The organism is Amycolatopsis sp. FBCC-B4732, from assembly GCF_023008405.1.
GTDB classification, from domain to species: Bacteria; Actinomycetota; Actinomycetes; order Mycobacteriales; family Pseudonocardiaceae; genus Amycolatopsis; species Amycolatopsis pretoriensis_A.
The window spans coordinates 2,997,830-3,023,077 of the sequence record NZ_CP095376.1 but is presented as its reverse complement, the minus strand read 5'-3'; the positions used below and the strand labels follow the sequence as shown (position 1 = coordinate 3,023,077).

Genomic DNA, 25,248 nt, shown 5'->3' with positions numbered 1-25,248 from the left:
GTGCGCACCCGGCTGCTGGTGGTCCTGGTGGCCCTCGCGCTCGCCGTCGTCGCCGCGTTCGCCGTACCGCTGCTGACCGCCACCGCCGAGCAGCGCACCCAGCAGCTGGTCATCTCCCGCACCGCCGACGTCGACCGGTTCGTCGTGCTGGCCCAGCAGGCCGTCGACACCCGCGACCCGGCGGCCCTCGCGGCCGACGCGGCCCGCTACGCCGAGCTGTACGGCGAAGGTGTCGTCATCGTCGACGCCCGCCGCGTCCCGCTGGTGCAGGCGGGCGGGCTGACCGCGGCCGACCCGGCGGTGCACGCGCTGGTCGAAGCGACCATGCGCAACGAGCCGGCGCCGCGCGTCGACGGTCTATCGCCGTGGTCGGCGGACCCCGCCTACTTCGCCCGCCCGGTCGGCACCGGCACCCGCGTCTCCGGCGTGGTCGTGCTGCGGGCGTCGGTGACGGCGGCGGCCGCGGACGTCGCCACCCGCTGGGGCACCATCGCCGCCGGCGCGCTGCTGGTCGCGGTGCTGTTCGTGCTGCTGGCCGTGGTGCTCGCGCGGTGGATGGTGCGGCCGTTGCACGAGCTGGAGACCGGCGTGCTCGCCGTCGCCGCCGGGCACCGCGCGCACGTCCCGGAGAAGGCCGGACCGCGTGAGCTGCGCTCGCTCGCCGCCGAGGTCAACCGGATGTCCGAGGCCGTCCTCGAGGCCGCCGACCAGCAGCACCGGCTGGTCGCCGACGCCTCGCACCAGCTGCGGAACCCGATGGCCGCGCTGCGGCTGCGCGTCGATTCGCTCGCCCACCAGGTCGAGGGCGACGGCGCCACCTACCGGGCGACCGTCGCCGAGGTCGAGCGCCTGGAAAAGCTCCTCGACGGGCTGCTGGCCCTCGCGCTCGCCGAGAGCACCGCGACCCGCGTGGCGGCCGGGGGCGCGGACGAGGCGTGCGACCTCGCTTCCGTGCTCGCCGAGCGCGTCGACGCCTGGCGGCCGGCCGCCGAAGACGCCGGCTCGGTGATCGTCCCCCCGCCGGGGCACGACGAGCCGGTCACCGTGCGCTGCCCCGAAGGCGAACTCGCGCAGATCCTCGACGTGCTGCTCGACAACGCCGTCCACTACGCCGGCCACCGCGCGAAGATCACGACGGACTGGGAAGCCGGCCCGCAGACGGCGACCCTCGTCGTCCGCGACGACGGCCCCGGACTGTCCACTGAGGATCGCGCACGGGCCACCGAACGCTTCTGGCGCGCGGGTGGCGAAGGCGCCCCGCGCGGCACCGGCCTCGGGCTGGCCATCGCGCACCAGCAGGTGCGCACCCGCGGTGGCGTCCTCGAACTGCGCCAGGCCGAGCCGCACGGCCTCGAAGTCCGCGTCACGCTGCCGGAGGCGCCATGACCGTCGGACGGCGCACCGCCCTGCTCGGCGGCCTCGGCCTCGCCCTGGCCGGGTGTTCGACGTCGGGGTACCGCGGCGCGGAGCGGACGGTCACCATCGCGGCCGGCGAACGCGGCGGCTTCTACCTGGCCTTCGCCGAGCTCCTCGCGGCCGAGCTCAGCCGCGCCGAGCCGCTGCTGCACGCCACCGCCGTGCCGACCGAGGCCAGCGTCGCGAACGTCGACCTCGTCCGCCACGGCCAGGCGGACCTCGGGCTGGCGCTCACCGACGTCGCCCAGACGGCCATCACCGGCGGGGCGCCGTTCGGGGCGAAGGTGCCGCTGCTCGCGCTCGGCCGCGTTTACGAGAACTACCTGCAGCTCGTGGTCCGCGCCGACGGGCCGGTGCGCCGGCTGGCCGACCTCGCGGGCCGTCCGGTGTCGCTGGGCGCGGGCGGCTCCGGCGCGGCGCAGCTCGGCGAGCGCCTGTTCGCGAAGGCCGGGGTCGTGGTCGACGCGCGGCACCTGCTGTTCGACGACGCCGTCCGGGCGCTGGCCGGCCGCCGGATCGACGCCATGTTGTGGTCCGGCGGCGTGCCGACGCCCAAGCTCGCCGAGCTCACCCGCACCACGCCGATCGCGTTGCTGCCGCTGGATCCGGTGGTGCCCGCGCTGCGCGCCGCGTACGGGCCGGTGTACGACCAGGTCCAGGTGCCCGACGGCGCCTACCGCGGGGTCGGCGCGCTGGGCACGATCGGCGTGGCGAACCTGCTGGTCTGCTCCCCCGCCCTGCCCGACGACGTCGCGGCGGCGGTGGTCCGGCTGCTCGTCGAGCGCGCGACCGCGCTGGTACCCGCCGAAGCCGTCGGAACGCAGTTCCTCGACGTGCGGACGCTGATCGGCACGCAGCCGGTCCCCCTGCAGCCGGGTGCGGCGGCCGCTTACCGGGCGCTGCACGGCTGAGCGCTAGATTGGGCTCGTGACCGAACCCCGCCGACCGATCGTCCGGATGCCGCTGCGCGTGCGCTACCACGAGTGCGACGGCCAGGGCATCGTCTTCAACGCCCACTACCTGGCCTATGTGGACATGTGCGCGTTCGAGGCGGAGAAGGCGCTGTTCGGTTCGCACGACGAGTTCCTGGCCCACCGCACCGATGTCGTGGTCGCGGAGGCGAACCTGAAGTTCCGCGCGCCCGCGCGCTACGACGAAGAACTGGTCGTCTCGCAGTACCTGAACCACCTCGGCACGACATCGCTGATCTTCGACTTCGAGATCCACCGCGGCGAGACACTGCTGCAGGCGGCGACCCTCCGGTACGTGTTCATCGATCCCGCGACGCTGCGGCCGGCCCCGCCGCCGGACGCGGTCCGCAAGGTCTACGCGGCCTTGCTCGAGGGCTGAGCCGTGTTCCGGGTTCTCTTCTACCACCCCGAAATCCCGCCGAACACCGGCAACGCGATCCGCCTGGCCGCCAACACCGGCTGCGAACTGCACCTGGTCGAGCCGCTCGGGTTCACGTTGGAGGACAAGCAGTTGCGCCGCGCCGGGCTCGACTACCACGACCTCGCCCGGGTGCACGTCCACGCTTCCCTTTCCGCCGCTTGGGAAACCTTGCTGCCGGCGAAGGTGTACGCGTTCAGCGCGTCGGCGACGCGGTTGTACACGGAGGTCGCGTATGGACCGGGCGACGTCCTGATGTTCGGGCCGGAGTCGGTGGGGCTGCCGGCTTCGGTGCAGGAAGCACCGGAGGTGACCGACCGCGTGCGGCTGCCGATGCTCCCGACCAGCCGATCGCTGAACCTGGCCAACACGGCGGCGATCACGGTCTACGAAGCCTGGCGGCAGAACGGCTTCGCGGGTACTGACTAGTCCTCGTCGCCGAGGACGCGCTTGCGGCGGGCCAGGACGTCTTCGTGCAGCTCGCGGGCCCGTTGGTGTTCGCCCAGCGCCCGGAGGTCGGCGGCGAGGTTGCTGGCGGCGATGATGGTGTTGGGGTGGTCCTCACCGAGGACACGTTTGGCGCGGGCGAGGGTACCTTCGTCCAGCTCGCGGGCCCGCTGGTGTTCGCCCAGCGCCCGGAGATCGGCCGCGAGGTTGCCGGCGGCGATGATGGTGTCGGGGTGGTCGTCGCCGACGACGCGTTTGGTGCGGGCGAGGGTGTCTTCGTGCAGCTCGCGGGCCTGCTGGAGTTCGCCCAGGTCCCTGAGGTCGACGGCGAGTCTGCCGGCGGCAATGAGGGTCCTGGGATCGTCTTCGCCGAGGACGCGTCGGCGGCGAGTGAGAGTGTCTTCGTTCAACTCACGAGCCTGCTGATGCTCGCCCAAGTTGCTGAGGTCGACGGCGAGGTTGTTGGCGGAATTGAGGGTGCCGGGATCGTCCTCCCCCAGGACGCGCCGACGGCGAGTGAGAGTGTCTTCGTTCAACTCACGAGCCTGCTGATGCTCACCCAAGGTGCTGAGGTCGACGGCAAGGTTGTTGGCGGAATTGAGGGTGCCGGGATCGTCCTCCCCCAGGACGCGCCGACGGCGAGTGAGAGTGTCTTCGTTCAACTCACGAGCCTGCTGATGCTCACCCAAGCTGCCGAGGTCGACGGCAAGGTTGTTGGCGGCGGTGAGGGTGTGGGGGTGGTCCTCGCCGAGGCGATCCCTGTAAAGGGCGTAAGCCCGCTGAAACAACGGCAGTGCGGCGCCGGGTTCCCCACGCGTCTGGAGGTAGGACGCGGTGTAGCCGAGCAGGTAGGCGACTTCTTCTGCTGCCGGCTGCCACGCGCGGTTAGGGTCACACACGAACAGCAGGTGCGGGAGCAGTTCTCGCCAGCGCGGCCAGCTCGGCGGGTTGGCCCAAGGATTGTCGGGCAGACCAGCGTGTAGCAGCCGGACCGCGGTAACCGGCCAGGTCGAGTCGCGGTCCTCCCCGGTGACGACATCGTCCTGGGTGCGTGCCCGCAGCAGCGCGGCGGGGACCCGGTGGAGCTGGATGGTCGTGGTGGTCACCTCGGCCATCCCTCGGCTGCGCAGGGCGGCCGTGACGTCGGCGAAGGCCAGCGCGTCCCGCGCAACAGCCCCGGCCTCGCCCTGCTGATGGGTGAGCAGGGTGAGCGGCACCGGTTCGGGAGCCAGCCACGCCACCAAGGTAAGGATGTTCAGCGCGGCGGGATTCTCGCGGGCGAGCTGGTCGAAAGACACCGTCCACGCCGCGGCCAGCGAGACGGGATAGCTGCTGCGCTTCTCATGGCGGCCCATCAGTTCATGGCCGCGCTCAGCGAGCAGTTCCAGGTAGTCCTCGGCGGTCAGGTTGCTCGTAGCCAGCAGGCGCGCTGCCTGGTTCACGGCCAGGGGCAGGTCGCCCAGGGCATCGGCGATGCGGTCGGCGTCAGGTGCGGTGAGCCGCGGGCAGCGCGTTCGAAGTAGCCGGACCGACTCGGGACGACTGAATTCCCGCACCGGCAACGCGGCACCGATGTCGTCCCAGTCGGGGTTCCGCGAGGTGATGATCACGTGGCCGTCCCCGGCGGGCAGCAGCGGTCGCAGAGCGGCGGGGTCTTCGGCGTTGTCGAACACCACCAGCCACCGCCCGCGCGACTGCAATGCCCCGCGCAACCGGGCCAGTACGACCGCGGGCGAGTCCTTCTCGGTCGCCAGATCCAGCGCCCGGGCGAGATCGACCAGGTGGCTGGTGGCGAGGGCCGGGTCTTCGGCGGGAATCCACCAAGCGACGTCGTAGTCCTCGGCGTAGCGATGGGCGTACTCGATCGCGGTCGTGGTCTTGCCGACCCCACCCATCCCGTTGAGCGCCTGCACCACCGCCGGCCGCCCCGAACACAACGCCGTCCGCAGCCCGGCCAGCAGGTCGTCGCGGCCGGTGAAGGTGGCCGTGCGAGCGGGAATGTTCGAGATCCGGCCGGCGAGCTTCGACTCCTGCCGGGAACGCGGGACCCGATTCAGTGCCCGCTCCAGCTTGGTCGCCAGTTCGGCGGGCGAGGACACCTTGGTGATGGTGAGACCGCTGTCCGGCAGCCGTTTGCGGAATGCTTCCTGTTTGGCCCCGTGCTCCAGGTCCCGGATCAGCGCCGGTGGCCCCTCGGTGTCCTCGGCCAGCACGAACACCAGCCGCTCCATGCCGGCGGCGGTGGCGAACTCGAACTCTTGCTCGCAGTAGGAGACCTCCGGACGGCCCCGCACCGGCGTGCCGTAGCGGAAACCCGCGATCAGCACGTAGATGTCCGCCTCGGCCAGCATCTCCCGATCGAGCTGCTCCGGTGTCGCGTCGCGGGCGGTGAAGGCGGACATGTCCACCACCGCGTCACCGGCCGCGGCCACCGCGTCCTTCGCCGCCGCCACGAACGATCGCGGCTTCGGAAACACGCTCAGCTCACTGGTGTGGCTGAGGAACACCCGCCGCGCCGGCTCCCCGACCGCCAACCCCCGTCTCCTCACGTTCGCCGTACCTGGGAACAGTCTCCTCCATCCACGCCGGCGTTACGGTGACCGCGAAGCGTCATGATCGCCGTCCGGTAGGTTCGCCCGATGCGACAGCAGTTCCTGGGGGCGCTCATCGGCGCCGCGTTCGGCACGGTGTTCGTCCTGGTCAACTCCGGCGCCCCGCTGCCGGCGGCGATCGGCTGGGTGCTGCGCGCCCTCGCCGTCCTCGCCCTCGCGGCGGTGGTGGTCCTCGGCTTCCGTGCGGGCGGCCGCCCGACGCTCGACGACCGCCCGGTGTTCGGGCCCAGCTACCGGGTCGTCGTCATCGCCGAGGTGGTGCTGCTGGTCGCCGGGTTCTTCGAGCTGAGCCTGCTGGAAGCACCGGTGGAGGGGAACGTCGCCTGGATCGCCACCATCGTCGGCCTCCACTTCGTCGCGCTCGCGTCGGCGTGGAAGACCCGGTCGATCCTGGTCGTCGGCGCGGTGCTCACCGTGCTCGGCGTCGTCGGTCTCGCTCTGCTCGGGAGCGCCACGGAGTGGGTGCCGTTCGTCAGCGGCGTCCTCTCCGGGGCGACCCTGCTCGGCGGAAGCCTGTACGGCGTCCGCCGAGCCTGAGTCACGGGAGTCTCTGGCCGAAGAACAGGCTGGCCGCCGCGCCGATCATCAGGAGCAGCGTGCCCGCTACCAGCCACGGCTTGCTCGCGTCGGCGTCCTTGATCTCGTAGCCGATCTGCTCGCCGAGGTCCGCGTAGACCTTCTTCAGCTCTTCGGCGCTGGCCGCCTTGTAGAAGTCGCCGCCGGACAGCCGCGCGATCTCGCGCAGCGACTCGTCGTCGACGCTCACCGGCTGGGCCTTGCCGTCGATGTCGACCGAGCCGTGCGTGGTGCCGAACGAGATCGACGAAATCGGGACGCCTGCCTGCTTCGCCGCCTGAGCCGCCGTATAGCCGCCGCGGGCCGCGTACAGGTCTTCCGGCACCGTCTGCTTTCCGTCCGACATCAGCACTATCCGGGCGGGCGGCGGCCCGTCCGCGCCGCCGACGACGGTGGAGAAGCTCTCCACCGACTGCAGGGCCGCGAAGATGCCCTCGCCGGTCGCCGTCGACTGGGCCAGTTTCAGGTTCTCGATCGCCTTGATCACGCCGTTGCGGTCGGTGGTCGGGTTGACCAGTACCGTCGCCGTGCCCGCGAACGAGATCAGGCCCAGGTTGATACCCGGGGTCATGTTCTGCGCGAACTGCGTCGCCGCGTCCTGGGCCGCCTTCAGCCGCGTCGGGGCGACGTCGGTGGCCTCCATCGACAGCGACACGTCGATCACCAGCATCACGGTGGCCCGGTTGCGCGGCACCTTCTGCTCGGCGGTCGGCCCGGCCAGCGCCACGGTCAGCAGCAGCAGCGACAGCACGATCAGCACCGCCGGCACGTGCCGGACCCAGCCCTGGCTCTTCGGCGCGACCCGCTCCAGCAGGTCGAGGTTCGCGAACCGCATGGTCCGCTTCCGCCGCGCCCGCTGCGCGAGCACGTACCCGACGGCGACCGCCGCCACGGCGATCAGGAGCAGGAACCACCAAGGCGCGGTGAATCCGGTCAGGCTCATGCGCACACCTCGCCGGCGCTCGGTGCGGCCTGAGCCGAAAGCGCAGCGTCGAATGGTTCGGTCGCAAGCTCCCTCACGCGACACCCCCGGACCAGCGGCGCTTGCGGGCGACGACGAACCGCACCATGTCGGCGATCCAGTCGGCGTCCGTGCGCAGCGTCAGGTGGGCCGCACCCGCGCGCCGCAGGCCGGCCGCCACCTTCTGGCGGTGGGCGTGGGCCGCGGCCCCGAACTCCTTGCGCAGCAAGGCCGAAGCGTGCACTTCGCGCTGTTTCCCTGTCTCCGGGTCGGCCAGCACGACGGTGCCCACCTCGGGCAGGTCGACGTCGCGCGGGTCGAGTACTTCGATCGCGATCAGTTCGTGGCGCCCGCCCAGCGCCCGCAGCGGCCGCTCCCACGAGCTGTCGCCCAGGAAGTCGGAGATCACCACGGCCAGGCCACGGCGGCGCGGCGGGCGGCGCAGCGCCTCCAGCGCCTGGGCGAAGTCGCCGCGCGTGCCCTCGGCCGCCCGCGGCGTCTCGGCCAGCTTCCGCACCAGACCGCGCGCGTGCGCCAGCCCGCCGCGGGCCGGGATGCGGGCGGTGTCGGCGCCGGTGGAGACCAGCGCGCCGATCCGGTTGCCGCCGCCCCCGGTCAGGTGCGCGACCGCCGCGACCGCGCAGACCACCAGGTCGCGCTTCTCGCACAGCGCCGTGCCGAAGTCGAGGCTCGCCGACAGGTCGGCGACGACCCACGTCTCCAGCTCGCGGTCGGCCACGGTCTCGCGGATGTGCGGGGTCGTGGTGCGGGCGGTGACCGCCCAGTCCATCCGGCGCACGTCGTCGCCGGGCTGGTACGGCCGCGCTTCGCCGGGCTCGGAGCCCGGCCCCGGCACGAGGCCGAGGTGGTTGCCCTGGAGCAGCCCGTCGAGCCGGCGGCGGACGTCGAGCTCCAGGGTCCGGAGCCCGGCCTCCAGCCGGTCGCCGCGCAGCACCGGCGGCGCCCACGAAGGGCGGGCGCCGTCTTCTTTCTTGGCCATTTCCGGGTTACCTGACCGGCGCGCCCGCCGGGACCGGGCCACCCTGTCCGGCCCCGCCCTGCGGCCGGGCCGAGACCTGCGGCAACGGCACGGTCTGCAGCACGCGCGTGATGATGTGGTCGATCGGCACGCCGTCGGCCAGCGCGTCGTAGGACAGCACGAGCCGGTGGCGCAGCACGTCCGGCACGACGTCGACGACGTCCTGCGGCAGCACGTAGTCGCGGCCGCGGACCAGGGCCAGCGCCCGGGCGGCGGCGATGATGCCGAGGCTCGCCCGCGGCGAAGCACCGTAGGACACCCAGCCGGCGACGTCGGCGAGGCCGTGCTCGTTCGGCGTCCGGGTGGTCAGCACGAGGCGCACGACGTAGTCGACGAGGGCGTGGTGCACGAACACCTGCGCCGCGACCCCCTGCAGCCGGACCAGCTCGCCCGGGCTGAGCACCTCGTGCGGGGTCGGCGGCGTGACGCCCATCCGGTAGATGATCTCGCGCTCCTCCTCGGCGGAGGGGTACTCGACCTGGATCTTGAACAGGAACCGGTCACGCTGCGCTTCCGGCAGCGGGTACACGCCCTCGTTCTCGATCGGGTTCTGGGTGGCGAGCACGAGGAACGGGTCGGGCATCGGGAACGTCTGCCCGCCGATCGACACGTGCCGCTCGGCCATCACCTCGAGCATCGCGGACTGGACCTTGGCGGGCGCGCGGTTGATCTCGTCGGCGAGCACGAAGTTCGCCACGACCGGGCCGAGCTCGACGTCGAACCGCTCGGCGCCCTGCCGGTAGATCCGGGTGCCGAGGATGTCCGCGGGCACCAGGTCGGGGGTGAACTGGACGCGGGAGAACGAGCCGCCGACGACCCGCGCGAACGTCTCGACGGCGAGGGTCTTCGCCACGCCGGGCACGCCTTCGAGCAGCAGGTGGCCCTTGGCCAGCAGGCCGACCAGCATCCGCTCGACCAGGCGGTCCTGGCCGACGATGATCCGCTTGACCTCGAACACGGTCCGCTCCAGCAACTGGGCGTCCCGCGCCGGTGTCGCCTGCTGGCCGTTCCCGCCCTCGGCGTAGCCGGGCTCGGTCACTCTGCCTCCTCGAAAGTTCGTGCGCCGCCCCCGCGACGGTGATCACGCGGTGCGACCGTACTGCGTCCCCCGGCCGTTCGTCCGTCCGGCACGCGGACACGGGTTGCCCCGTCAGTAGCCAACACCTTCCCTGGTGTGACATCTGTGAAGCTGATCCGGTTCCCGTTCTCAGCGGTGCCGCTCGAGATCCTCGGGCGTGTCGATGTCGTCCGCTTCGCCCAGTTCCGCCGGGACCTCCGCCACCGACAGCCCACCCAGCACCCGCCGCAGCGCCGCGTTCTCGACCTCGTCCGGCAACGCCGCCCGCAACGCCGGGACCCGCCACGCCCCCAGCAGCCACTGCCGGGATCCCGCCGCGTCCACCAGGACCGCGCCATCGCCGTCACCGAGAGCCGCGACCAGGCGGTCCACAGTGGACCGCCGGACGCCCGGGAGGTCGGCGGCCAGCACCGCGACCACGTCGACCTCCGCCGGCACGAACGCGAGTCCCGCCGCCAGCGCCGCCACCGGGCCGGTGCCCGGGACCGGTTCACGGGTCCACACGACGTCGAAGCCGGGCCGCCGCGGGCCGACGGCGATCACGCGCTCGGCTCCGGAGAGAGCGTGGATCGCGCGGGCGAGCAACGGCTTCCCGCCCACCGACAGGGCCGGCTTGTCCACACCGGACAGTCTGCGCGCCGAACCCCCGGCCACCACGATCCCCGCGTACCGCATCCGGGGAATCTAGCCCATACTGACCGCGTGCCGTATACCGTCGAGCCCCGCGTCGACGCCTACATCGACGCCCTGCCGGAGTGGCAGCAGGCGATCTGCCGCGAGGTCCGCGAGCTGGTTCACGCGGCGGACCCCGACGTCGTCGAGACGATCAAGCGCACCCGGCAGCCCTACTTCGTGCTCGAGGGCAACGTCTGCGCCCTGCTGGCGGCGAAGGACCACGTCAACGTCTTCGTCTACGACGGCGGCATCGTCCCGGACCCCGAAGGCATCATCACCGCCGGGCACGGCAACAAGACCGCGCGGACCGTCGCCTTCCGCGAAGGCGAGACCATCAACGCACCCGCGCTCACCGCCATGTTCCGGCAGATCATCGCGAACAACCGGGCCGGCGGCTGGCGCAAGCTCAAGCGCGGGTGAGCACGAGGTAGGCCAGGCCGAGCACACCCCGGTAAACGCCCACGTACTCGCGCAGCCGCCGGTCGAGCCACTCCCCGACCTCGCCCGCCCGCCGGTCGTCCGGGTGCGCCGCCAGCCACTCCTCCCAACCGGCCCGCGAGGTCGACTCGAAGTCGTCCCATTCGAGCTGGTCGGCCGTGCTGAGGTGCCGGACGCGCCAGCCGGCGTCGACCGCGGCGTCGAGCAGCTCCGGCAGCGTCAGCGTGTCCGGGCCGAAGATCTCCAGCGCCGCCGGGTTCGGCGGCGCGGCCCAGAAGCCGTCGCCGTAGAGCAGCCGGCCCGACGGCACCACCTGCGCCAGCCGCGCCAACGCGGCCTTCGTCGAGCCGAAGACGTGAGCGGAGCCGATGCAAAAGGCCCGCTCGACGGGAACGTCCCAGTTCGCGGCGTCCGCCTCGGTGAAGTCGATCGACAGGCCTCGCGTCGTGGCGGCGGCCCGGCCGCGGTCGAGGCCGGTCACGTCGGTGTCGACGCCGGTCACGCGCAGGCCGGGCGCCCGCGCGGCGGCCCGCAGCGGCAGCTCACCCCAGCCGCAGCCGAGGTCGACGAGGTGACCCTCACGCAGGGCCATCCGGTCGAGCAGCAGCTCCGCGTGCGGTTCGGACAGGGGCGTGTTCCAGCGCATCCGCGAGCGGCGCAGCGCGTTCAGTTCGTCGTCCACCGTGGTGATCCTGAAGCCCGGAAGACTCCCGCGTCGAGCGAGTTTCAGCCGATCAGGCGCGTCGCGTACGGCATGATCCCGCCGTAGCGCACCGGCGCGACCCGGACGCGCAGACCGGACTGCGGCGCCTCGACCATCTGGCCGCCGCCGAGGTACAGCGCGACGTGGTGGATGCCGCCCGCGCCGCCGTAGAACAGCATGTCCCCGCGGCGCATCTGGGACAGCGGGACCCGCCGTCCCGCCGTGTACTGGTAGCCGCTGTAGTGCGGCAAGCCCGTCACCCCGGCGAACGCGTAGATCATCAGGCCGGAGCAGTCGAAGCCGATCTTGTTGTAGTCGCCGTAGCGGTCGGCGACGCCGCCGTCGCGGATGCCGCGGGTCGGTCCGCTCGCGTTGCCGCCGCCCCACGCGTAGGGCAGGCCGACCTTGGACAGCGCCCGCGCGATGACCGCCTCGATGGACGACCCGGCCGGGCCCGACGCCGGCTTGGTCGCCGGGCGGCCACCGCCACCACCGGACGAACCGAGCGCGGCCTGGCGGGCGCGTTCCTCGTCTTCGCGCTGCTTCTGGGCGAGCCAGTCCTGGTAGCGCTGGCGCTGGCCCTGCAGGCCGCTGACCTTGGCCTGCGCGGCGTAGAGCTGCTGTTCGACGTCGGACTTGTTCTTCTCGAGCTGCGTGTTCTGCGTCGCCTGGCTGTCCTGCGCGCTGATCGCCCTGGCCTGCGCGGAATCGGCGGAGTGCTTGGCCTCGCGGGCGGCGTCCTGCTTCTGCTGCGCGATCTCCGCGGCCTTGCGGGCCGCGGAGTCCTTGTTGGCCTTCGCCGTCTGCGCCTGCTGGAGCCGGTCGAGGGCGTTGAGCCGGTCGCCGCCGACGGCGTCGAGCAGCTGCGCGCGGGCCAGCATGTCCTTGGGGCTGTCGGCGCTCAGGTACGCCGAGAGCGAGCCGACCGTGCTCCCCTGCTGGAAGCTCGCGGCGGCGAACGTCTTGAGGTCGGTGCGGGCCTTCTCGATCGCCGCGGCCGCCGCGTCCGCCTCGGTGCGGGCGGCCTTCGCGTCGTTCTCGGCCTGGGCAGCGGCGTCCTGCGCGGACTGCAGGTCGACCAGGGCCTTGTTGGCCTCTTCCTGCTTGAGCTCGACGTCGTCCTGCAGCTGCGACAGCTTCTGCTCGGCCTGGGCCAGCTGGTTGGTCAGCCGGCCGACCTCGCCCGCCTTCGCGTTGGCGTCGGCCTTGCTGTTGTTCAGGTCGGAGTCGCTCGGGTTCGGCGGTGGCGGGGGCGCCGCCAGGCCGGTGCCACCGGCCCCGAACAAGATCACCAAGGTGAGCGCGCTCACGGTGAGTCCCCGGCGGGTCCGCGGCACCCCCGGACCCCCACGCCGTCCCGCCACGACCGCCCACCTCCGCTCACCTGCGCACATCGCGCGTCACTGCAGTCACACCACTATCACAAGCATCACCGGAAACTTACACACCGTAGGCACCAATTCCCCTCATTGAGGGACCCCCGCAACGGATGGCGCAGCCCACACCGCGTGTCGTCTTGTCCCCCAAACAGGACACGCGTACTGTTTGAGGTACCGCGAGGTGTGCCATCCCCGATCCGGTCCTACGGTGGGGGTGCGCAAGACTCGCCACCACCGAACCCGACCGAACTGACCCGGGACTCGACCGCCGCACCGGCGCGGAAGTCCATGCCACTGGAGTTAGACGTGACCGCACCTGCCAGCAAGGACAGCTTCGGCGCCAAAGACACGCTGAAGGTCGGCGACGCCTCGTACGAGGTGTTCCGCCTGAACAAGGTCGAGGGCGCCGAGCGGCTGCCCTACAGCCTGAAGATCCTGCTCGAGAACCTGCTGCGCACCGAAGACGGCGCGAACATCACCGCCGACCACATCCGCGCGCTCGGCTCGTGGGACCCCAACGCCGACCCGTCGATCGAGATCCAGTTCACGCCCGCCCGCGTGATCATGCAGGACTTCACCGGCGTGCCGTGCGTCGTCGACCTCGCCACCATGCGCGAGGCGGTCACCGACCTCGGTGGCGACCCCGACAAGGTCAACCCGCTCGCCCCCGCCGAACTGGTCATCGACCACTCGGTCATCATCGACGTCTTCGGCCGCCCCGACGCCTTCGAGCGCAACGTCGAGATCGAGTACGAGCGCAACCGCGAGCGCTACCAGTTCCTGCGCTGGGGCCAGGGCGCCTTCGACGAGTTCAAGGTCGTCCCGCCCGGCACCGGCATCGTGCACCAGGTCAACATCGAGCACCTCGCGCGCACGGTCATGTCCCGCAACGGCCAGGCCTACCCCGACTCCTGCGTCGGCACCGACTCGCACACCACCATGGTCAACGGCCTGGGCGTGCTGGGCTGGGGCGTCGGCGGCATCGAGGCCGAGGCCGCCATGCTGGGCCAGCCGGTGTCGATGCTCATCCCGCGCGTCGTCGGCTTCAAGCTGACCGGGGAGATCCCGGCCGGCGTCACCGCCACCGACGTCGTCCTCACGATCACCGAGATGCTGCGCCGCCACGGCGTGGTCGGCAAGTTCGTCGAGTTCTACGGCGAGAGCGTCGGCGCGGTGCCGCTGGCCAACCGCGCCACCATCGGCAACATGAGCCCGGAGTTCGGCTCCACCGCGGCGATCTTCCCGATCGACGAGGAGACCGTCCGCTACCTCAAGCTGACCGGCCGCTCGGCCGAGCAGGTCGCGCTGGTCGAGGCCTACGCCAAGGAGCAGGGCCTCTGGCACGACTCCTCGCGCGAGGCGGCCTACTCCGAGTACCTCGAGCTGGACCTCTCGACGGTCGTCCCGTCGATCGCCGGCCCGAAGCGCCCGCAGGACCGCATCGAGCTGTCGGACGCGAAGTCGGCGTTCCGCAAGTCGATCCACGACTACGTGGACGGCGAGGACAGCACGCCGCACACCAAGATGGACGAGGCTTCGGAGGAGTCCTTCCCGGCCAGCGACGCCCCGTCGCTGTCGTTCGCCGAGGACGACGCCGCGCCGGTCACCAGCTCCGCCGCGAACGGCGCGTCGGGCCGCCCGAGCAAGCCGGTCAAGGTCTCGACGGCGGACCGCGGCGAGTTCGTCCTCGACCACGGCGCCGTGGTGATCGCCTCGATCACCTCGTGCACCAACACCTCGAACCCGTCGGTCATGCTCGGCGCCGCGCTGCTCGCGCGCAACGCCGTGGACAAGGGCCTCGCGGTCAAGCCGTGGGTGAAGACGTCGATGGCGCCGGGCTCGCAGGTCGTCACCGACTACTACACCAAGGCCAACCTGTGGCCGTACCTGGAGAAGCTGGGCTACCACCTGGTCGGCTACGGCTGCACCACGTGCATCGGCAACTCCGGCCCCCTCTCGGACGAGATCTCCGCGGCGATCCAGGAGAACGACCTCACCGCGGTTTCGGTGCTCTCGGGCAACCGGAACTTCGAAGGCCGGATCAACCCCGACGTGAAGATGAACTACCTCGCGTCGCCGCCGCTGGTCATCGCCTACGCGCTGGCCGGGACGATGGACTTCGACTTCGCGAACCAGCCCCTGGGCCAGGACGAGCACGGCAACGACGTCTTCCTCAAGGACATCTGGCCGACGGCGCAGGAGATCCAGGAGACCATCGACTACGCGATCACGCAGGAGATGTTCACCAAGGACTACGCCGACGTCTTCGACGGCGGCGAGCGCTGGAAGTCGCTGCCCACCCCCGAGGGCAAGACCTTCGAGTGGGACGCCGAGTCCACCTACGTCCGGAAGCCCCCGTACTTCGAGGGCATGACGCCGGAGCCGGCCGCGGTCACCGACATCACCGGCGCGCGCGTGCTGGCGAAGCTGGGCGACTCGGTCACCACCGACCACATCTCCCCCGCCGGCGCGATCAAGCCGGGCACCCCGGCCGCGCAGTACCTGACCGAGCACGGCGTGGAGAAGAAGGACTTCAACTCCTACGGCTCGCGGCGCGGCAACCACGAGGTGATGATCCGCGGCACCTTCGCGAACATCCGGCTGCGCAACCAGCTCCTGGACGACGTGCAGGGCGGCTACACCCGCGACTTCACCCAGGACGACGCCCCGCAGGCGTTCATCTACGACGCGGCCCAGAACTACGCGGCGCAGGGCACTCCCCTGGTCGTGCTGGGCGGCAAGGAGTACGGCTCCGGTTCGTCGCGTGACTGGGCGGCCAAGGGCACGTCGCTGCTGGGTGTGCGCGCGGTGATCACCGAGTCATTCGAGCGCATCCACCGCTCGAACCTGATCGGCATGGGCGTCATCCCGCTGCAGTTCCCGCAGGGCGAGTCGGCCTCGTCGCTCGGCCTGGACGGCACCGAGACGTTCGACATCACGGGCATCACGGCGCTGAACGACGGCGACACGCCCCGCACGGTGCACGTCACGGCGACCAAAAATGATGGCACCAAGGTGGAGTTCGACGCGGACGTCCGCATCGACACCCCGGGTGAGGCGGACTACTACCGCAACGGCGGCATCCTGCAGTACGTGCTGCGGAAGATGACGCAGGCGTAAGGGTTTCTGCTCGGAGAAGGCCTCCCCGCTCGGTGAGCGGGGAGGCCTTCTCCGTTACGCGGGCACGGCTTCCCAGCGCACGCTCGACCTTGGCGACGGCGACTTCGGCTCGCCGGAAATCAGCGGGCGGAGTTCCACGACCTGAACGGCCCGCACCGTTCGCCCGCCGAAAGGTCGGCGAAGTCCGCGACCGCGCGCCGCTGGTGACGGGCGACCCGCCAGACATCTTCGCGGTGGCGGCCCTTGTCGGCTGCGGGGCCCCGCACGCGGGGCCGATCGAGGGTGCCCGGCCATTGGTGAACCGCGAGCAGCCGGCCCAGCTCGACGAGCTGCTGCGCGAGTTCGTCCACACCTGTTACGCGGGCACGGCTTCCCAGCGCACGCTCGACACCGACGGCTCCAGCGAGAGCCGCGAAACCGCCGCCTCCATCTGGGCGTCGTCGCGCTGGTCGCCGACCAGCTCGGCGCGGACCTCGACCGTGCGGTCTTCGCGGTCCGTGCTCAGCACCGACAGCAGCCGGAAGTCCGTGCGGGTCAACGATTGCACGAGCAGCGCCCGCACGTGGGCCTCGGTCGCGTCGCGCGTGACGGCCTGGAACGCGTACCGCGTCGGCGTCTCGCCCCCCGCGTCCGGGCGGCGGTCGACGACGCGGCCCAGCGGCCGCAGCACCACGTTCACCCCGACCACGACCGCCGTTCCGGCCACCGCGACGACGTAGAGCCCGGCTCCGGCCAGCGCACCGACCGCGGCCGAGCACCACAGCGTCGCCGCCGTGTTGAGGCCGCGGACGTTGAGGCCGTCGCGCATGATCACCCCGGCACCGAGGAACCCGATGCCCGAGACGATCTGCGCGGCCACCCGCGTCGGATCGGCGTCACCGCTGGAAGCCAGCCCGCCGAAGCCGTGCGCGGACAGCAGCACGAAGAGGGTCGCCCCGACGGCGACCAGCGCGTTGGTGCGCAGCCCGGCCAGCCGGGCCCGGAACTGGCGCTCGACCCCGATGACGGCACCCAGGCCGACGCCGGCGCCCACGCGCAGCAGCATTTCGAAGATGGTCATGATCCGGCTCTTTTCCGGCGTGCGCGCACTGCCGGACAGGGGTCGGCCGGACTCAGCCCAGCGGGAAACCCCCGGTGAGCGCGCGCCCGGCCGTCCGATGACTGTCCGCTGGCATGTGCCGCTCACCTCGCTTCCGTGCTCGTCTTGATCAACCGGATCACTGTAGCGCCTAGTCCGCACCCGGCGCTGTGATGATCGCTACGCCCAGTGCCGCCGCAGGTGCGGCACGAGGTCGGCGGGGCGCTCGTCGGGGAAGAACAGCTTCGCGCCCGGCACCTCGACGACTTCGGTGACGCCCGGGACGGTCTCGGCGAACCGGTGCGCCCACTCGACGCCGAAGTTCGGGTCGCCGGTGCCCCAGACCAGCAGGGTCGGCACCGTGAACGCCTTGAGCAGCGGCTCGATCGCGTCCAGCTCCTCGCCGCGGACCGAGGTCAGCAAGCGCTCGAACTGCCGGGCCGCCTCGAGGGTGCCGAACACCGGCCGGACGAACGCTTCGAGGACTTCGCCGGGCACTTCGTCCGGCCGCTCGTAGCCGCCGCCGAGGGCACCGGCCCGCATCCGCCCGGGGTGCGCGGCGAGCCGGACCGACCGCGGCGCGAGTTCCCCGCGCTCGGCCAGCTCCACGATCGGCCGGAACGCGGCGGGCGGCAGGTTGCCCTGCGTGTCGCAGTTGGTCAGGGCGAGCGTCCGGAGCCGGCCGGCGTGGTGCACGGCGAAGACCTGGGCGACGGCGCCGCCGGTGTCGTTGGCGACCAGGTCGAGCTCGCCGAGCTCCAGCGACTCGCAGAAGTCTTCGAGGAGGCGGGCGAGTCCGTTGAGGCTGAGGTCCTGCGTGGCCGTGACCGGTGAGCCGCCGTGCCCCGGCAGGTCCGGCGCGACGCACCGCCGCTCCCCCGCCAGCTCGGCGATCGCCTTGCGCCACAACAGGTTGTTCGTCCCGGCGCCGTGGACGAAGAGCGTGACCGGCCCTTCGCCGACGTCGACGTAGCTCACTTCACCGGACGCCGTCGACACGCGTCCGCGCTGGTCCTCCCAGGTGCGCAGGTCCATCGGTAGAGTCCCTCCGGAAGTAGACCGACTGTCGGTCTAGTATCGACAGACCGACAGTCGGTTTGTCAACGACGGAGGCGGCGCACCGGCATGAACAAGAAGATCGACCGCGGTCAGGCGACCCGCGAGCACCTCGTCGCGGTCGCCTCGGACCTGTTCACCGAACACGGCTACGACGCGACGTCGATCGAGGCCGTCCTGCGGGCCGCCGACGTCAGCCGGGGCGCGCTCTACCACCACTTCCCCGGCAAGGACGCGCTGTTCACGGCCGTCTTGGACGCCGTCTACGAGCGGGTGGAAGCGGAGAGCGCGCGGGCCGTCGAGGGCCTGACCGAGCCGGCGGCCGCCTTGCGCGCCGCCTGCCTGGCGTGGATCCGGAGCACCGCGGACCCCGTGGTGCGGCAGGTGCTGCTCGTCGACGCGCCCGCCGTGCTCGGCTGGCAACGCTGGCGGCAGCTCGACGAGCGGCGCACCCTCGGCAAGATCAAGGCCGCGTTGCGGCGCGACGGCCGGATCCCCGCCGCGCGCGTGGACCTCTTCGCGCACGTGCTGCTCGCCGGGATGAACGAAGTCGCGCTGCTCGCCGCCCGCACCGGCGAACCCACGAGCACCGCCGAAGCCGAGGCCGCTGCCGCCGACCTGCTCGACCGCCTGCTCGGGACGTGAAACGGGCCGGGGCGACGACGTCACCCCGGCCCGTTTCCCGGGTTCGCTACGGCGTTTCGAACGGCTGGACGTTCGGCTGGAACACCTGGCCGCCCGCCGGCACCTTGAGGTCGGTCAGGTAGTCGGCCACGGCCTTGTCGACGCCGAGGGCGTCACCGAGGATGCAGTGGCCGAACGCGTCGACCGACAGCAGCCGCGCGTTGCCCAGCTCCGCGGCCATCCGCTGAGCGAACTTGTACTGCGTCGCCGGGTCGTAGTAGTTGCCGACCACGACGACCGGGACGTCGGTCTTGGCCCGCCACGGACCGCGGTAGACGTCCGGCTTCTTCGCCGGCCACACCGGGCAGCCCGCCGTGTCGGCGAACGCCTGGTAGCGGCCGAAGGTGCGCGATTCGCGCTCCCACTGGGCGGCGATGCCCGGCACCTGGTCCTGCTTGATCTTGAACGGCTTGTCCGAGCAGTTGACCGCGAAGTACGAGTCGTCACTGGTGTACGGGCTGTCCGGGTTCTGGTCGGCCAGGCCCCGCTTGCCGGGGGTGAGCGCCTTCAGCGGCTTGGCCTGCAGCGCCTGCGCCTGCGCGCCGGTCGGGTGGAGGGCGCCGTAGAGCGCCTGCAGGTCCTCGGCCAGGCCGGGGAACGCCGACGGCGAGTACAGGACGCTCGAAACGCCGCCGGTGAACTGGTTGATGTCCACCGTGCCGCCACCGGGGAGGGTGATCGGCTGCTTGCGCAGGTACTCGCGGACCTCGTCGAACTTCGCCCGCGGGTTCCCGTCGCTGAACGCGCACTTGGCGCCGGCCTGGTCGCACCGCTTGAGGAAGCCGTCGAGGGAGATTTCGAAGCCCTGGGCGCGTTCGCGGTCGTACTGCACGCCGTCGCTGGTGCGCAGCGCCGGGTCGACGTTGCCGTCGATCACGATGGCCCGCGACTGCTTCGGGAACATCGAGGTGTAGGTCGAGCCGATCAGGGTGCCGTAGGAGAAGCCGACGTAGGTCAGCTTCTGGTCCCCGACCGCCGCGCGCAGCGTGTCGAGGTCGCGCACCACGTCCTTCGTGGACATGTGGTTGAGCAGCGAACCCGCGTTGTTCTTGCAGAACTGCCCGTAGTCGCGGTAGCTGGCGAGCGTCCCGGAGATCTCGGTGCGCGACAGCGGTACCGGGATCTGGGCGCCGAAGACCTCGTCCGCGTCTTCCTGGGTGGTGAAGCAGCGCAGCGGGTTGCTCTGCCCGACCCCGCGCGGGTCGAACCCGATGAGGTCGAACCGGTCGACGACCTGCGGCTGGAAGTAGTACTGGCCGCTGATCGGCATCCGCAGGCCGGACCCGCCGGGACCGCCCGGGTTGAGGAACAGCGAACCGACCCGCTGGTCCGGCGTCCGGGCCGCGCGCTTGAGCAGGGCGATGTCGATGGTGCCGAGCGTGGCGTTGTCGTGGTCGATGGGCACCCGGTAGCGGGCGCAGCTGTAGTACTTGACCTGGTCCGCAGGCACTCCCGCGAGCGTGGCGGCCGAGCAGGTGCCCCAATTCGGCGCGGCGGTCGCCCCGGCGACCGCCGGCTTGACGGCGGCTCCGGCGGCATCGGTGGCGGCCGCGGCGGTACCCGCCGTCCCGGCCGTGCCCAGCCCGGCCACGAGCGCTCCGGCCAGCGCGAACGAGCGTATCCGGCCCCTGGTGGATCTCCGCAAGACGACTCCTCCGTAGGTCACGCATCCACCGCGCGTCCGAGACGTCACGGCGCGTTACCCGGGAGAGACTGGCACAAACCGGCGAAAGCCGTCACCGGCCAAAAGGATGGTGGGAACCTACCCGACGACCGCGGTCAGCAGGAAAACCGGCAACGTGCGGCCGGCTTCCTGCTGCTCCATCGCGTACCCCGGCCAGAACTGCAGCAGCTCCCGCCACATCGCGGCGTACTCCTCGCCGGTCAGCTCCCGCGCCACGACCGCCGTGGGCCGTCCCGCCCGCGCGACCTCGGCCTTCGGGTTCGCGCGCAGGTTCAGCGCCCACGCCGGGTCGTGCCGGCGGCCCCAGTTGGAGGCCGTCAGCACGAAGTCGTCGCCGTGCGGGTAGTAGAGCAGGTTGGTGCTGCGCGCCAGCCCGCTCTTGCGGCCCGTCGTCGTGAGGCGCAGCGACGGCAGCCCGGCGAGCGCCACGAGGCTCACCCGGCCGCCGAACGCCTTGTGCAGTTTCTTGTCCGCCCACACGACGAAGCGGGCCGTGCGCATCAGCCACGGCTTCGTGCCGACAGCCCGGGCGAGTGCCCGGAGAGGATTAGCCACGCACAGATCTTGCCAGGCTCACCCCGAACCGCTGCTGGGAGTCGGTCCACCAGTGCGCCAGCTCGAACCCGGCCGCGGCCAGCTCCGCCTCGACGCCGGACGGCCGGAACTTGGCGGAGATCTCCGTGCGGATGTGCTCGCCCTCGGCGAAGCTCACCGTGAGGTCCGCGCCCGGGATCTCGACGGTGAGCGCGCGGCGGGCCAGCAGGCGCATCTCGATCCACTCGTTCTCCGCGTCCCAGTGCGAGACGTGGTCGAACTCGTCGGTGTCGAAGTCCGCGCCGAGGCGGGCGTTGATCACCCGCAGGACGTTCTTGTCGAACTCCGCCGTCACGCCCGCGGCGTCGTCGTAGGCGCGTTCGAGGATGCCCGCGTCCTTGACCAGGTCGGTGCCGAGGAGCAGCCACTCCCCCTCGCCGAGGACCTCCCGCACGGACCGCAGGAAGGCCGCGCGCTCGGCCGGCAGGAAGTTGCCGATGGTGCCGCCGAGGAACGCCACCAGCCGCGGCTGACCGCCGGGCAGCAGGCCGAGGTGCTGGGTGAAGTCGCCGACCACCCCGCGGACGGTCAGCCCCGGGTAGTCCTTCGAAATGGCTTCGGCGGCCTCGGCGAGCGCCGACTCGGACACGTCGAGCGGGACGAACGCCTCCATGGTCCCGTGCGCGGTGAGCGCGTCGAGCAGCAGGCGGGTCTTCTCGCTCGAGCCCGAACCCAGCTCGACGAGCGTGTGCGCGCCGGTCAGCTCCGCGACGTCGGCGGCGTGCGCGGCCAGCACCTCGCGTTCGCTGCGGGTCGGGTAGTACTCCGGCAGCTGGGTGATCTTCTCGAACAGCTCGCTGCCTTCGGCGTCGTAGAACCACTTGGGCGGCAGCCACTTGCGGTCCGCGGTGAGGCCGGCGACGACGTCGGCGCGCAGTTCCGCGGTGACGGCGTCGCCGGAGCGGTGGTGGTCGAGATCGACTTCGGTCATGGGTTCTCCTGGGTCAGGGGAAGCAGTTCGACGCCGGCCGCGGTGGCGCGCACGGCGTGGTGGTCGGGGACGGGCCGCCAGCGCGGGTCACCGTCACAGGGTTCGGAAGCCAGCAGCACGCCGGACGGCGTTTCGAGCACCGACAGCGCGTGCGTCCAGGTGGTGCCGATCAGCGTTTCGCCGTCGGTGAGCAGGAAGTTGAGCCGGGAGCCGGGTGCGGCCGCTTCGACCTCGGCGGTCAGTTCCGCCACCGCCCGAAGCGGATCCTCGCCCGCGGCGAGCCGGGCGCGCAGCAGCGCCCAGAGCACCACCGAGTCCGTCGGTGCCTCCAAGGTCAGCAGTTCGGTGATCGGCAGCGTCTTGGCCGGCCCGGCCAGCGAGTCCGGGTAGCCGCGGACGACGCCGTTGTGGCTGAACAGCCAGCGCCCGGCGGTGAACGGCGCCGCGGCCGCCTCGGTCACCGGCAGGCCGGTGGTGCCGTTGCGGACCGCGGCGACGAACGCGCCCGTGGTCACCGCCGCCGCCAGCGGCGGCAGCGTCTCGTCCGTCCACAGTGGAGTCGAGCGGCGGTGGCGCAGCGGCGGCGAGCCCGGGCCGGGGTACCACCCCAGCCCGAACCCGTCGGCGTTCACCGAGCCGCCGCCGCGCATGTCCGCCGGCGCGTAGGACTGCACCAGCAGCGAATGCGGCGCGCGGAAGAGCACCTCGGCGGGTGGAACCGGCTCGCCGAGGTAGGCGATGTGCCTGCACATGGTGCCTAGTCCACCTCGCCGGGTGCCGCGTCGCGCGCCGTGCGGAAGCCGGCGAAGATCTGCCGCCGGATCGGGTAGTCCCAGTTGCGGAACGTGCCCCGGATCGCCGCCGAGTCGGTGCCGAACGAGCCACCGCGCAGGATCTTGTACTCCGGCCCGAAGAACACCTCCGAGTACTCCCGGTACGGGAAGGGCACGAAGCCCGGGTACCCGTGCAGGTCGGTGCTCGTCCACTCCCAGACGTCGCCGATCAGCTGGTGCACGCCGGTCGGCGACGCACCCGCCGGGTACGCGCCCGCGGGCGCCGGGCGCAGGTGCCGCTGGCCGAGGTTGGCGTGCTCGGCGGACGGCTCGTCGTCACCCCACGGGAACCGCCGCGACCGGCCCGTCGCCGGGTCGAACCGCGCCGCCTTCTCCCACTCCGCTTCGGTCGGCAGCCGCCGGCCCGCCCAGGCCGCGTAGGCCTCGGCCTCGTGGTAGGAGACGTGCACGACCGGCTCGTCGGCCGTGACGCGTTCGTAGACGCCGAACCGGGTCCGCCACCAGCCGTCCTGCTCCCGCTTCCAGAACCGCGGCGCGGTGATGCCGTGCTCCGTCCGGTAGGCCCAGCCCGCCGGGCTCCACCACCGCTCGTCGTCGTAGCCACCGCCGTCGAGGAACTCGGCGTACGCCCCGCAGGTGACCGGGACGGTGTCCAGCCAGAACGCCTCGACGACGAGCTCGTGCGCCGGGCGCTCGTTGTCCAGCGCCCACGGCTCGGCCGACGTGCCCATGGTGAACGCGCCGCCCGGGACCAGCACCTCGGCCGGCAGCGCGCCGGAGCGGGCGGGCGGCGGCTCCGGCGCGTGCAGCACCGGGTCGCCCTTGCGCAGCTGGTGGGTGGCCAGCATCGTCTCGTCGTGCTGCTGCTCGTGCTGGGTGATCATGCCGAACGCGAACGCCCGCTCGGTCAGCTTGCTGCCCTGCAGCGGCACGCGTTCGAGGACGTCGAACGCCTTTTCGCGAACCTGCTTCACGTACGCGCGCGCCTCGGCCGGGCCGAGCAGCGGCAGCTCCGGCCGGTCGGCCCTGGCGTGCTGGAAGGCGTCGTAGATGTCGTCGATGTCCGGGCGCAGCGGCTCGCGACCGCCGACGTCGCGGACCAGCCACAGCTCCTCCTGCACGCCGATGTGCGCCAGGTCCCAGACCAGCGGGGACATCAGCTTGGAGTGCTGGCGGACCAGGTCTTCGTCGTCGACGGCGTCGGTCAGCGCCTCGCTGCGCGCCCGCGCCCTCGTCAGTGCTTCGGCGGCACGGGCGCGCAGGTCCTGCGCGCTCAGGTCGTCCAGTGCTTCTGCCTCTGTGCTCATGCTTCGCTCCTCGATCGGGACACGCGCCCCTGCACGCTCTCGCTGATCTCGGTGATCGATTCGTCCGCCAGCCCGGTCGCGCCCAGCTCGGCGCAGCCGAGATCCGCGAGCGCGGCCGCCGCGGCGGCCAGCTCCGGGTCGGCCAGGCCACGCCGCGCCGCCAGGCTCCACCGGCCCGCGACCGGCGCGCACAGGTCGAGCACCTTGTCCACCGTGGACGGGCGGGCGAGCAGTGCCGAGACCAGTGCCACCGGCGGCAGCCACGCACCCGGCGGCTGCGCGTCGAGGTACCGGATCTCCAGGTACCCCTGCGGGCGGACGGGGGTGAACATCGTCGTGAGGTGGTAGTCGAGGTCCACCGACGTGGGTTTCGGCAGCAGGGCGCCGGCGCCCTTGCCGTCGATCCAGTCGGCGAACGTCAGCCCCTCCGGCGCGTCCCACGGCCGGTCGCCGCGGGGCAGCACCAGCAACGGCGTGTCCATCAGGCGGGCGGCCCACTCCGCCGCGGGTTCGCCCGCGACGCGTTCGGTGCGCGACCGGACCGCTTCGGTGTCGTGCACCGCGAGCCAGCGGGCGGAGGCGAACCCCGTGTCGCGTCCGGCGTGGACGCGGGAATTGGCGAAGAGGGCCAGCAAGGGCGGCCCCATGGCGTGGGCGGCCGCCCAGCGGAAGGCGTGCTGGTCGGCCTCCCCCGCGTCGACGCACACCTGCAGGCCGGCGGTGCTGCACATCATCGTGATGCCGCCGGGGCCGATGGGCGCGAACCGGCGTTCCATCGCCGCGTAGCGCGGCGTGCGCAGGAGCCGACGCGGCGCGCGGTGCGCGTCGATGCCGGTTTCGCCGAGTTCGAGCCCGTGGCGGGCGAGGAGAGTGCGCAGGTGGCGCAGATCGGCCGAGACGACCGCGTCGAGTTCGCGGAGCGTGGCCTGGGGAAGCGCGGATATTTCGACTTGGCAGCCGGGTTCGAGGCTGACCGGGCTGCCGGCCGGGAGTGGCACGGCGGGGCTGTCGGGGCGGAGGGTCCGCGGGGTGTGCGGGCCCAGCGCCGTGGCGAGTACGTCGGGATCGAGCGGTCTTGCCGGGTCGTCGGCGTGGTGCACGGTGAACTCCAGCTCCACGCCGGTCAGGCGGGGTGGCCCGTGCTTGAAGCACACCGATGCCACGTACGCCTCCCCGGCCGCGCGGTCCGCGAGGAGCCGCGCGGTCTGGTTCGACGCACTACCCGACTTCTCGGGGAAATCGTGCACCGTAGACGCTTCTGTCATGTCCGTTTCCTAGTCCCGTGTG

General features: G+C 71.9%; 24 protein-coding genes. 8 read left to right on the top strand and 16 right to left on the bottom strand.

Annotated elements, in window-relative coordinates; genetic code table 11:
• From MUY14_RS12905 to MUY14_RS12890, 4 genes are read left to right on the top strand one after another with little or no spacing between them, the layout of a single operon-like run.
• Complete coding sequence (locus MUY14_RS12905) at window positions 1-1,386, top strand: HAMP domain-containing sensor histidine kinase (RefSeq protein ID WP_247023219.1); 1,386 nt, start codon at window positions 1-3, stop codon at window positions 1,384-1,386.
• Window positions 1,383-2,327, top strand: a complete 945-nt coding sequence (locus tag MUY14_RS12900; RefSeq protein ID WP_247023218.1) for a TAXI family TRAP transporter solute-binding subunit — start codon at window positions 1,383-1,385, stop codon at window positions 2,325-2,327. Before MUY14_RS12905 ends, MUY14_RS12900 begins: the two co-directional genes overlap by 4 nt.
• 16 nt (window positions 2,328-2,343) lie before the next feature.
• A complete protein-coding gene (locus MUY14_RS12895) occupies window positions 2,344-2,766 on the top strand; it encodes a thioesterase family protein (protein WP_247023217.1) in 423 nt (140 codons plus the stop codon).
• Window positions 2,767-2,769: 3 nt separating this feature from the next.
• Window positions 2,770-3,234: a tRNA (cytidine(34)-2'-O)-methyltransferase gene (locus tag MUY14_RS12890; RefSeq protein WP_247023216.1), complete on the top strand. Its 465-nt coding sequence runs from the start codon at window positions 2,770-2,772 to the stop codon at window positions 3,232-3,234.
• Here MUY14_RS12890 and fxsT read toward each other — a convergent pair.
• Window positions 3,231-5,786, bottom strand: coding sequence for an FxSxx-COOH system tetratricopeptide repeat protein (fxsT, locus tag MUY14_RS12885; RefSeq protein WP_247023215.1), 2,556 nt, complete (start codon window positions 5,784-5,786; stop codon window positions 3,231-3,233). The two genes, MUY14_RS12890 and fxsT, sit on opposite strands and share 4 nt — an antisense overlap.
• A gap of 105 nt (window positions 5,787-5,891) precedes the next feature.
• Here fxsT and MUY14_RS12880 point away from each other — a divergent pair, with 105 nt between their 5' ends.
• The gene (locus MUY14_RS12880) at window positions 5,892-6,401 is read left to right on the top strand and encodes a hypothetical protein (protein WP_247023214.1); all 510 of its coding nucleotides are present in this window, start codon (window positions 5,892-5,894) and stop codon (window positions 6,399-6,401) included.
• Between the two features lies 1 nt (window position 6,402).
• On the opposite strand, the gene MUY14_RS12875 is transcribed toward MUY14_RS12880, so the two are convergent.
• From MUY14_RS12875 to MUY14_RS12860, 4 genes are all read right to left on the bottom strand, one after another.
• Window positions 6,403-7,383, bottom strand: coding sequence for a VWA domain-containing protein (locus MUY14_RS12875; protein ID WP_247023213.1), 981 nt, complete (start codon window positions 7,381-7,383; stop codon window positions 6,403-6,405).
• A gap of 73 nt (window positions 7,384-7,456) precedes the next feature.
• The gene (locus MUY14_RS12870; RefSeq protein WP_247023212.1) at window positions 7,457-8,401 is read right to left on the bottom strand and encodes a DUF58 domain-containing protein; all 945 of its coding nucleotides are present in this window, start codon (window positions 8,399-8,401) and stop codon (window positions 7,457-7,459) included.
• Window positions 8,402-8,408: 7 nt separating this feature from the next.
• The gene (locus tag MUY14_RS12865) at window positions 8,409-9,479 is read right to left on the bottom strand and encodes a MoxR family ATPase (RefSeq protein WP_247023211.1); all 1,071 of its coding nucleotides are present in this window, start codon (window positions 9,477-9,479) and stop codon (window positions 8,409-8,411) included.
• A gap of 168 nt (window positions 9,480-9,647) precedes the next feature.
• Window positions 9,648-10,193: a molybdenum cofactor guanylyltransferase gene (locus tag MUY14_RS12860; protein WP_247023210.1), complete on the bottom strand. Its 546-nt coding sequence runs from the start codon at window positions 10,191-10,193 to the stop codon at window positions 9,648-9,650.
• A gap of 27 nt (window positions 10,194-10,220) precedes the next feature.
• Here MUY14_RS12860 and MUY14_RS12855 point away from each other — a divergent pair, with 27 nt between their 5' ends.
• A complete protein-coding gene (locus MUY14_RS12855) occupies window positions 10,221-10,613 on the top strand; it encodes a DUF1801 domain-containing protein (RefSeq protein ID WP_247023209.1) in 393 nt (130 codons plus the stop codon).
• Here the strand turns inward: MUY14_RS12855 and MUY14_RS12850 are convergent.
• The gene (locus MUY14_RS12850) at window positions 10,600-11,313 is read right to left on the bottom strand and encodes a cyclopropane-fatty-acyl-phospholipid synthase family protein (RefSeq protein WP_247023208.1); all 714 of its coding nucleotides are present in this window, start codon (window positions 11,311-11,313) and stop codon (window positions 10,600-10,602) included. The two genes, MUY14_RS12855 and MUY14_RS12850, sit on opposite strands and share 14 nt — an antisense overlap.
• Window positions 11,314-11,357: 44 nt before the next feature.
• Window positions 11,358-12,728, bottom strand: a complete 1,371-nt coding sequence (locus MUY14_RS12845; protein WP_396126790.1) for an NlpC/P60 family protein — start codon at window positions 12,726-12,728, stop codon at window positions 11,358-11,360.
• A gap of 291 nt (window positions 12,729-13,019) precedes the next feature.
• Here MUY14_RS12845 and MUY14_RS12840 point away from each other — a divergent pair, with 291 nt between their 5' ends.
• Entirely contained in the window at window positions 13,020-15,833 is a 2,814-nt protein-coding gene (locus MUY14_RS12840; RefSeq protein ID WP_247023206.1) for an aconitate hydratase, read from the top strand.
• Between the two features lie 119 nt (window positions 15,834-15,952).
• On the opposite strand, the gene MUY14_RS12835 is transcribed toward MUY14_RS12840, so the two are convergent.
• The 3 genes from MUY14_RS12835 to MUY14_RS12825 all read right to left on the bottom strand — a co-directional run bounded on the left by MUY14_RS12835 (window position 15,953) and on the right by MUY14_RS12825 (window position 17,946).
• A complete protein-coding gene (locus MUY14_RS12835; RefSeq protein ID WP_247023205.1) occupies window positions 15,953-16,183 on the bottom strand; it encodes a hypothetical protein in 231 nt (76 codons plus the stop codon).
• A gap of 5 nt (window positions 16,184-16,188) precedes the next feature.
• Window positions 16,189-16,893, bottom strand: a complete 705-nt coding sequence (locus MUY14_RS12830; RefSeq protein WP_247023204.1) for an MgtC/SapB family protein — start codon at window positions 16,891-16,893, stop codon at window positions 16,189-16,191.
• A 198-nt stretch (window positions 16,894-17,091) separates the two neighbouring features.
• Window positions 17,092-17,946 (bottom strand): alpha/beta fold hydrolase, encoded by an 855-nt coding sequence (locus MUY14_RS12825; protein WP_247023203.1) that lies wholly within the window; start codon window positions 17,944-17,946, stop codon window positions 17,092-17,094.
• A gap of 90 nt (window positions 17,947-18,036) precedes the next feature.
• Between MUY14_RS12825 and MUY14_RS12820 the strand changes: the two genes are divergently transcribed.
• The gene (locus tag MUY14_RS12820; RefSeq protein WP_247023202.1) at window positions 18,037-18,612 is read left to right on the top strand and encodes a TetR/AcrR family transcriptional regulator; all 576 of its coding nucleotides are present in this window, start codon (window positions 18,037-18,039) and stop codon (window positions 18,610-18,612) included.
• Between the two features lie 46 nt (window positions 18,613-18,658).
• Here MUY14_RS12820 and MUY14_RS12815 read toward each other — a convergent pair whose 3' ends face one another.
• The 6 genes from MUY14_RS12815 to MUY14_RS12790 form a co-directional block, all read right to left on the bottom strand.
• Entirely contained in the window at window positions 18,659-20,272 is a 1,614-nt protein-coding gene (locus MUY14_RS12815; RefSeq protein ID WP_247025121.1) for an alpha/beta hydrolase, read from the bottom strand.
• A gap of 141 nt (window positions 20,273-20,413) precedes the next feature.
• Window positions 20,414-20,836: a nitroreductase family deazaflavin-dependent oxidoreductase gene (locus MUY14_RS12810; protein ID WP_247025120.1), complete on the bottom strand. Its 423-nt coding sequence runs from the start codon at window positions 20,834-20,836 to the stop codon at window positions 20,414-20,416.
• A gap of 46 nt (window positions 20,837-20,882) precedes the next feature.
• Window positions 20,883-21,860, bottom strand: coding sequence for an L-histidine N(alpha)-methyltransferase (gene egtD / locus MUY14_RS12805; RefSeq protein WP_247023201.1), 978 nt, complete (start codon window positions 21,858-21,860; stop codon window positions 20,883-20,885).
• Window positions 21,857-22,612 (bottom strand): ergothioneine biosynthesis protein EgtC, encoded by a 756-nt coding sequence (gene egtC / locus MUY14_RS12800; RefSeq protein ID WP_247023200.1) that lies wholly within the window; start codon window positions 22,610-22,612, stop codon window positions 21,857-21,859. Before egtC ends, egtD begins: the two co-directional genes overlap by 4 nt.
• 5 nt (window positions 22,613-22,617) lie before the next feature.
• Complete coding sequence (gene egtB, locus MUY14_RS12795) at window positions 22,618-23,961, bottom strand: ergothioneine biosynthesis protein EgtB (RefSeq protein ID WP_247023199.1); 1,344 nt, start codon at window positions 23,959-23,961, stop codon at window positions 22,618-22,620.
• Window positions 23,958-25,226, bottom strand: coding sequence for a glutamate-cysteine ligase family protein (locus tag MUY14_RS12790; protein WP_247023198.1), 1,269 nt, complete (start codon window positions 25,224-25,226; stop codon window positions 23,958-23,960). The genes egtB and MUY14_RS12790 overlap by 4 nt, the downstream gene beginning before the upstream one ends.
• Window positions 25,227-25,248: the final 22 nt, after the last annotated feature.

Coding starts and splice junctions, on each gene's coding strand:
- MUY14_RS12810 (WP_247025120.1), bottom strand. CDS start 20,836: ATGCGCACGGCCCGCTTCGTCGTGTGGGCGGACAAGAAACTGCACAAG.
- egtB (WP_247023199.1), bottom strand. CDS start 23,961: ATGAGCACAGAGGCAGAAGCACTGGACGACCTGAGCGCGCAGGACCTG.
- MUY14_RS12900 (WP_247023218.1), top strand. CDS start 1,383: ATGACCGTCGGACGGCGCACCGCCCTGCTCGGCGGCCTCGGCCTCGCC.
- MUY14_RS12820 (WP_247023202.1), top strand. CDS start 18,037: ATGAACAAGAAGATCGACCGCGGTCAGGCGACCCGCGAGCACCTCGTC.
- MUY14_RS12830 (WP_247023204.1), bottom strand. CDS start 16,893: ATGACCATCTTCGAAATGCTGCTGCGCGTGGGCGCCGGCGTCGGCCTG.
- MUY14_RS12860 (WP_247023210.1), bottom strand. CDS start 10,193: ATGCGGTACGCGGGGATCGTGGTGGCCGGGGGTTCGGCGCGCAGACTG.
- MUY14_RS12870 (WP_247023212.1), bottom strand. CDS start 8,401: ATGGCCAAGAAAGAAGACGGCGCCCGCCCTTCGTGGGCGCCGCCGGTG.
- MUY14_RS12845 (WP_396126790.1), bottom strand. CDS start 12,728: ATGTGCGCAGGTGAGCGGAGGTGGGCGGTCGTGGCGGGACGGCGTGGG.
- MUY14_RS12875 (WP_247023213.1), bottom strand. CDS start 7,383: ATGAGCCTGACCGGATTCACCGCGCCTTGGTGGTTCCTGCTCCTGATC.
- MUY14_RS12790 (WP_247023198.1), bottom strand. CDS start 25,226: ATGACAGAAGCGTCTACGGTGCACGATTTCCCCGAGAAGTCGGGTAGT.
- egtC (WP_247023200.1), bottom strand. CDS start 22,612: ATGTGCAGGCACATCGCCTACCTCGGCGAGCCGGTTCCACCCGCCGAG.
- MUY14_RS12880 (WP_247023214.1), top strand. CDS start 5,892: ATGCGACAGCAGTTCCTGGGGGCGCTCATCGGCGCCGCGTTCGGCACG.
- MUY14_RS12825 (WP_247023203.1), bottom strand. CDS start 17,946: ATGGACCTGCGCACCTGGGAGGACCAGCGCGGACGCGTGTCGACGGCG.
- egtD (WP_247023201.1), bottom strand. CDS start 21,860: ATGACCGAAGTCGATCTCGACCACCACCGCTCCGGCGACGCCGTCACC.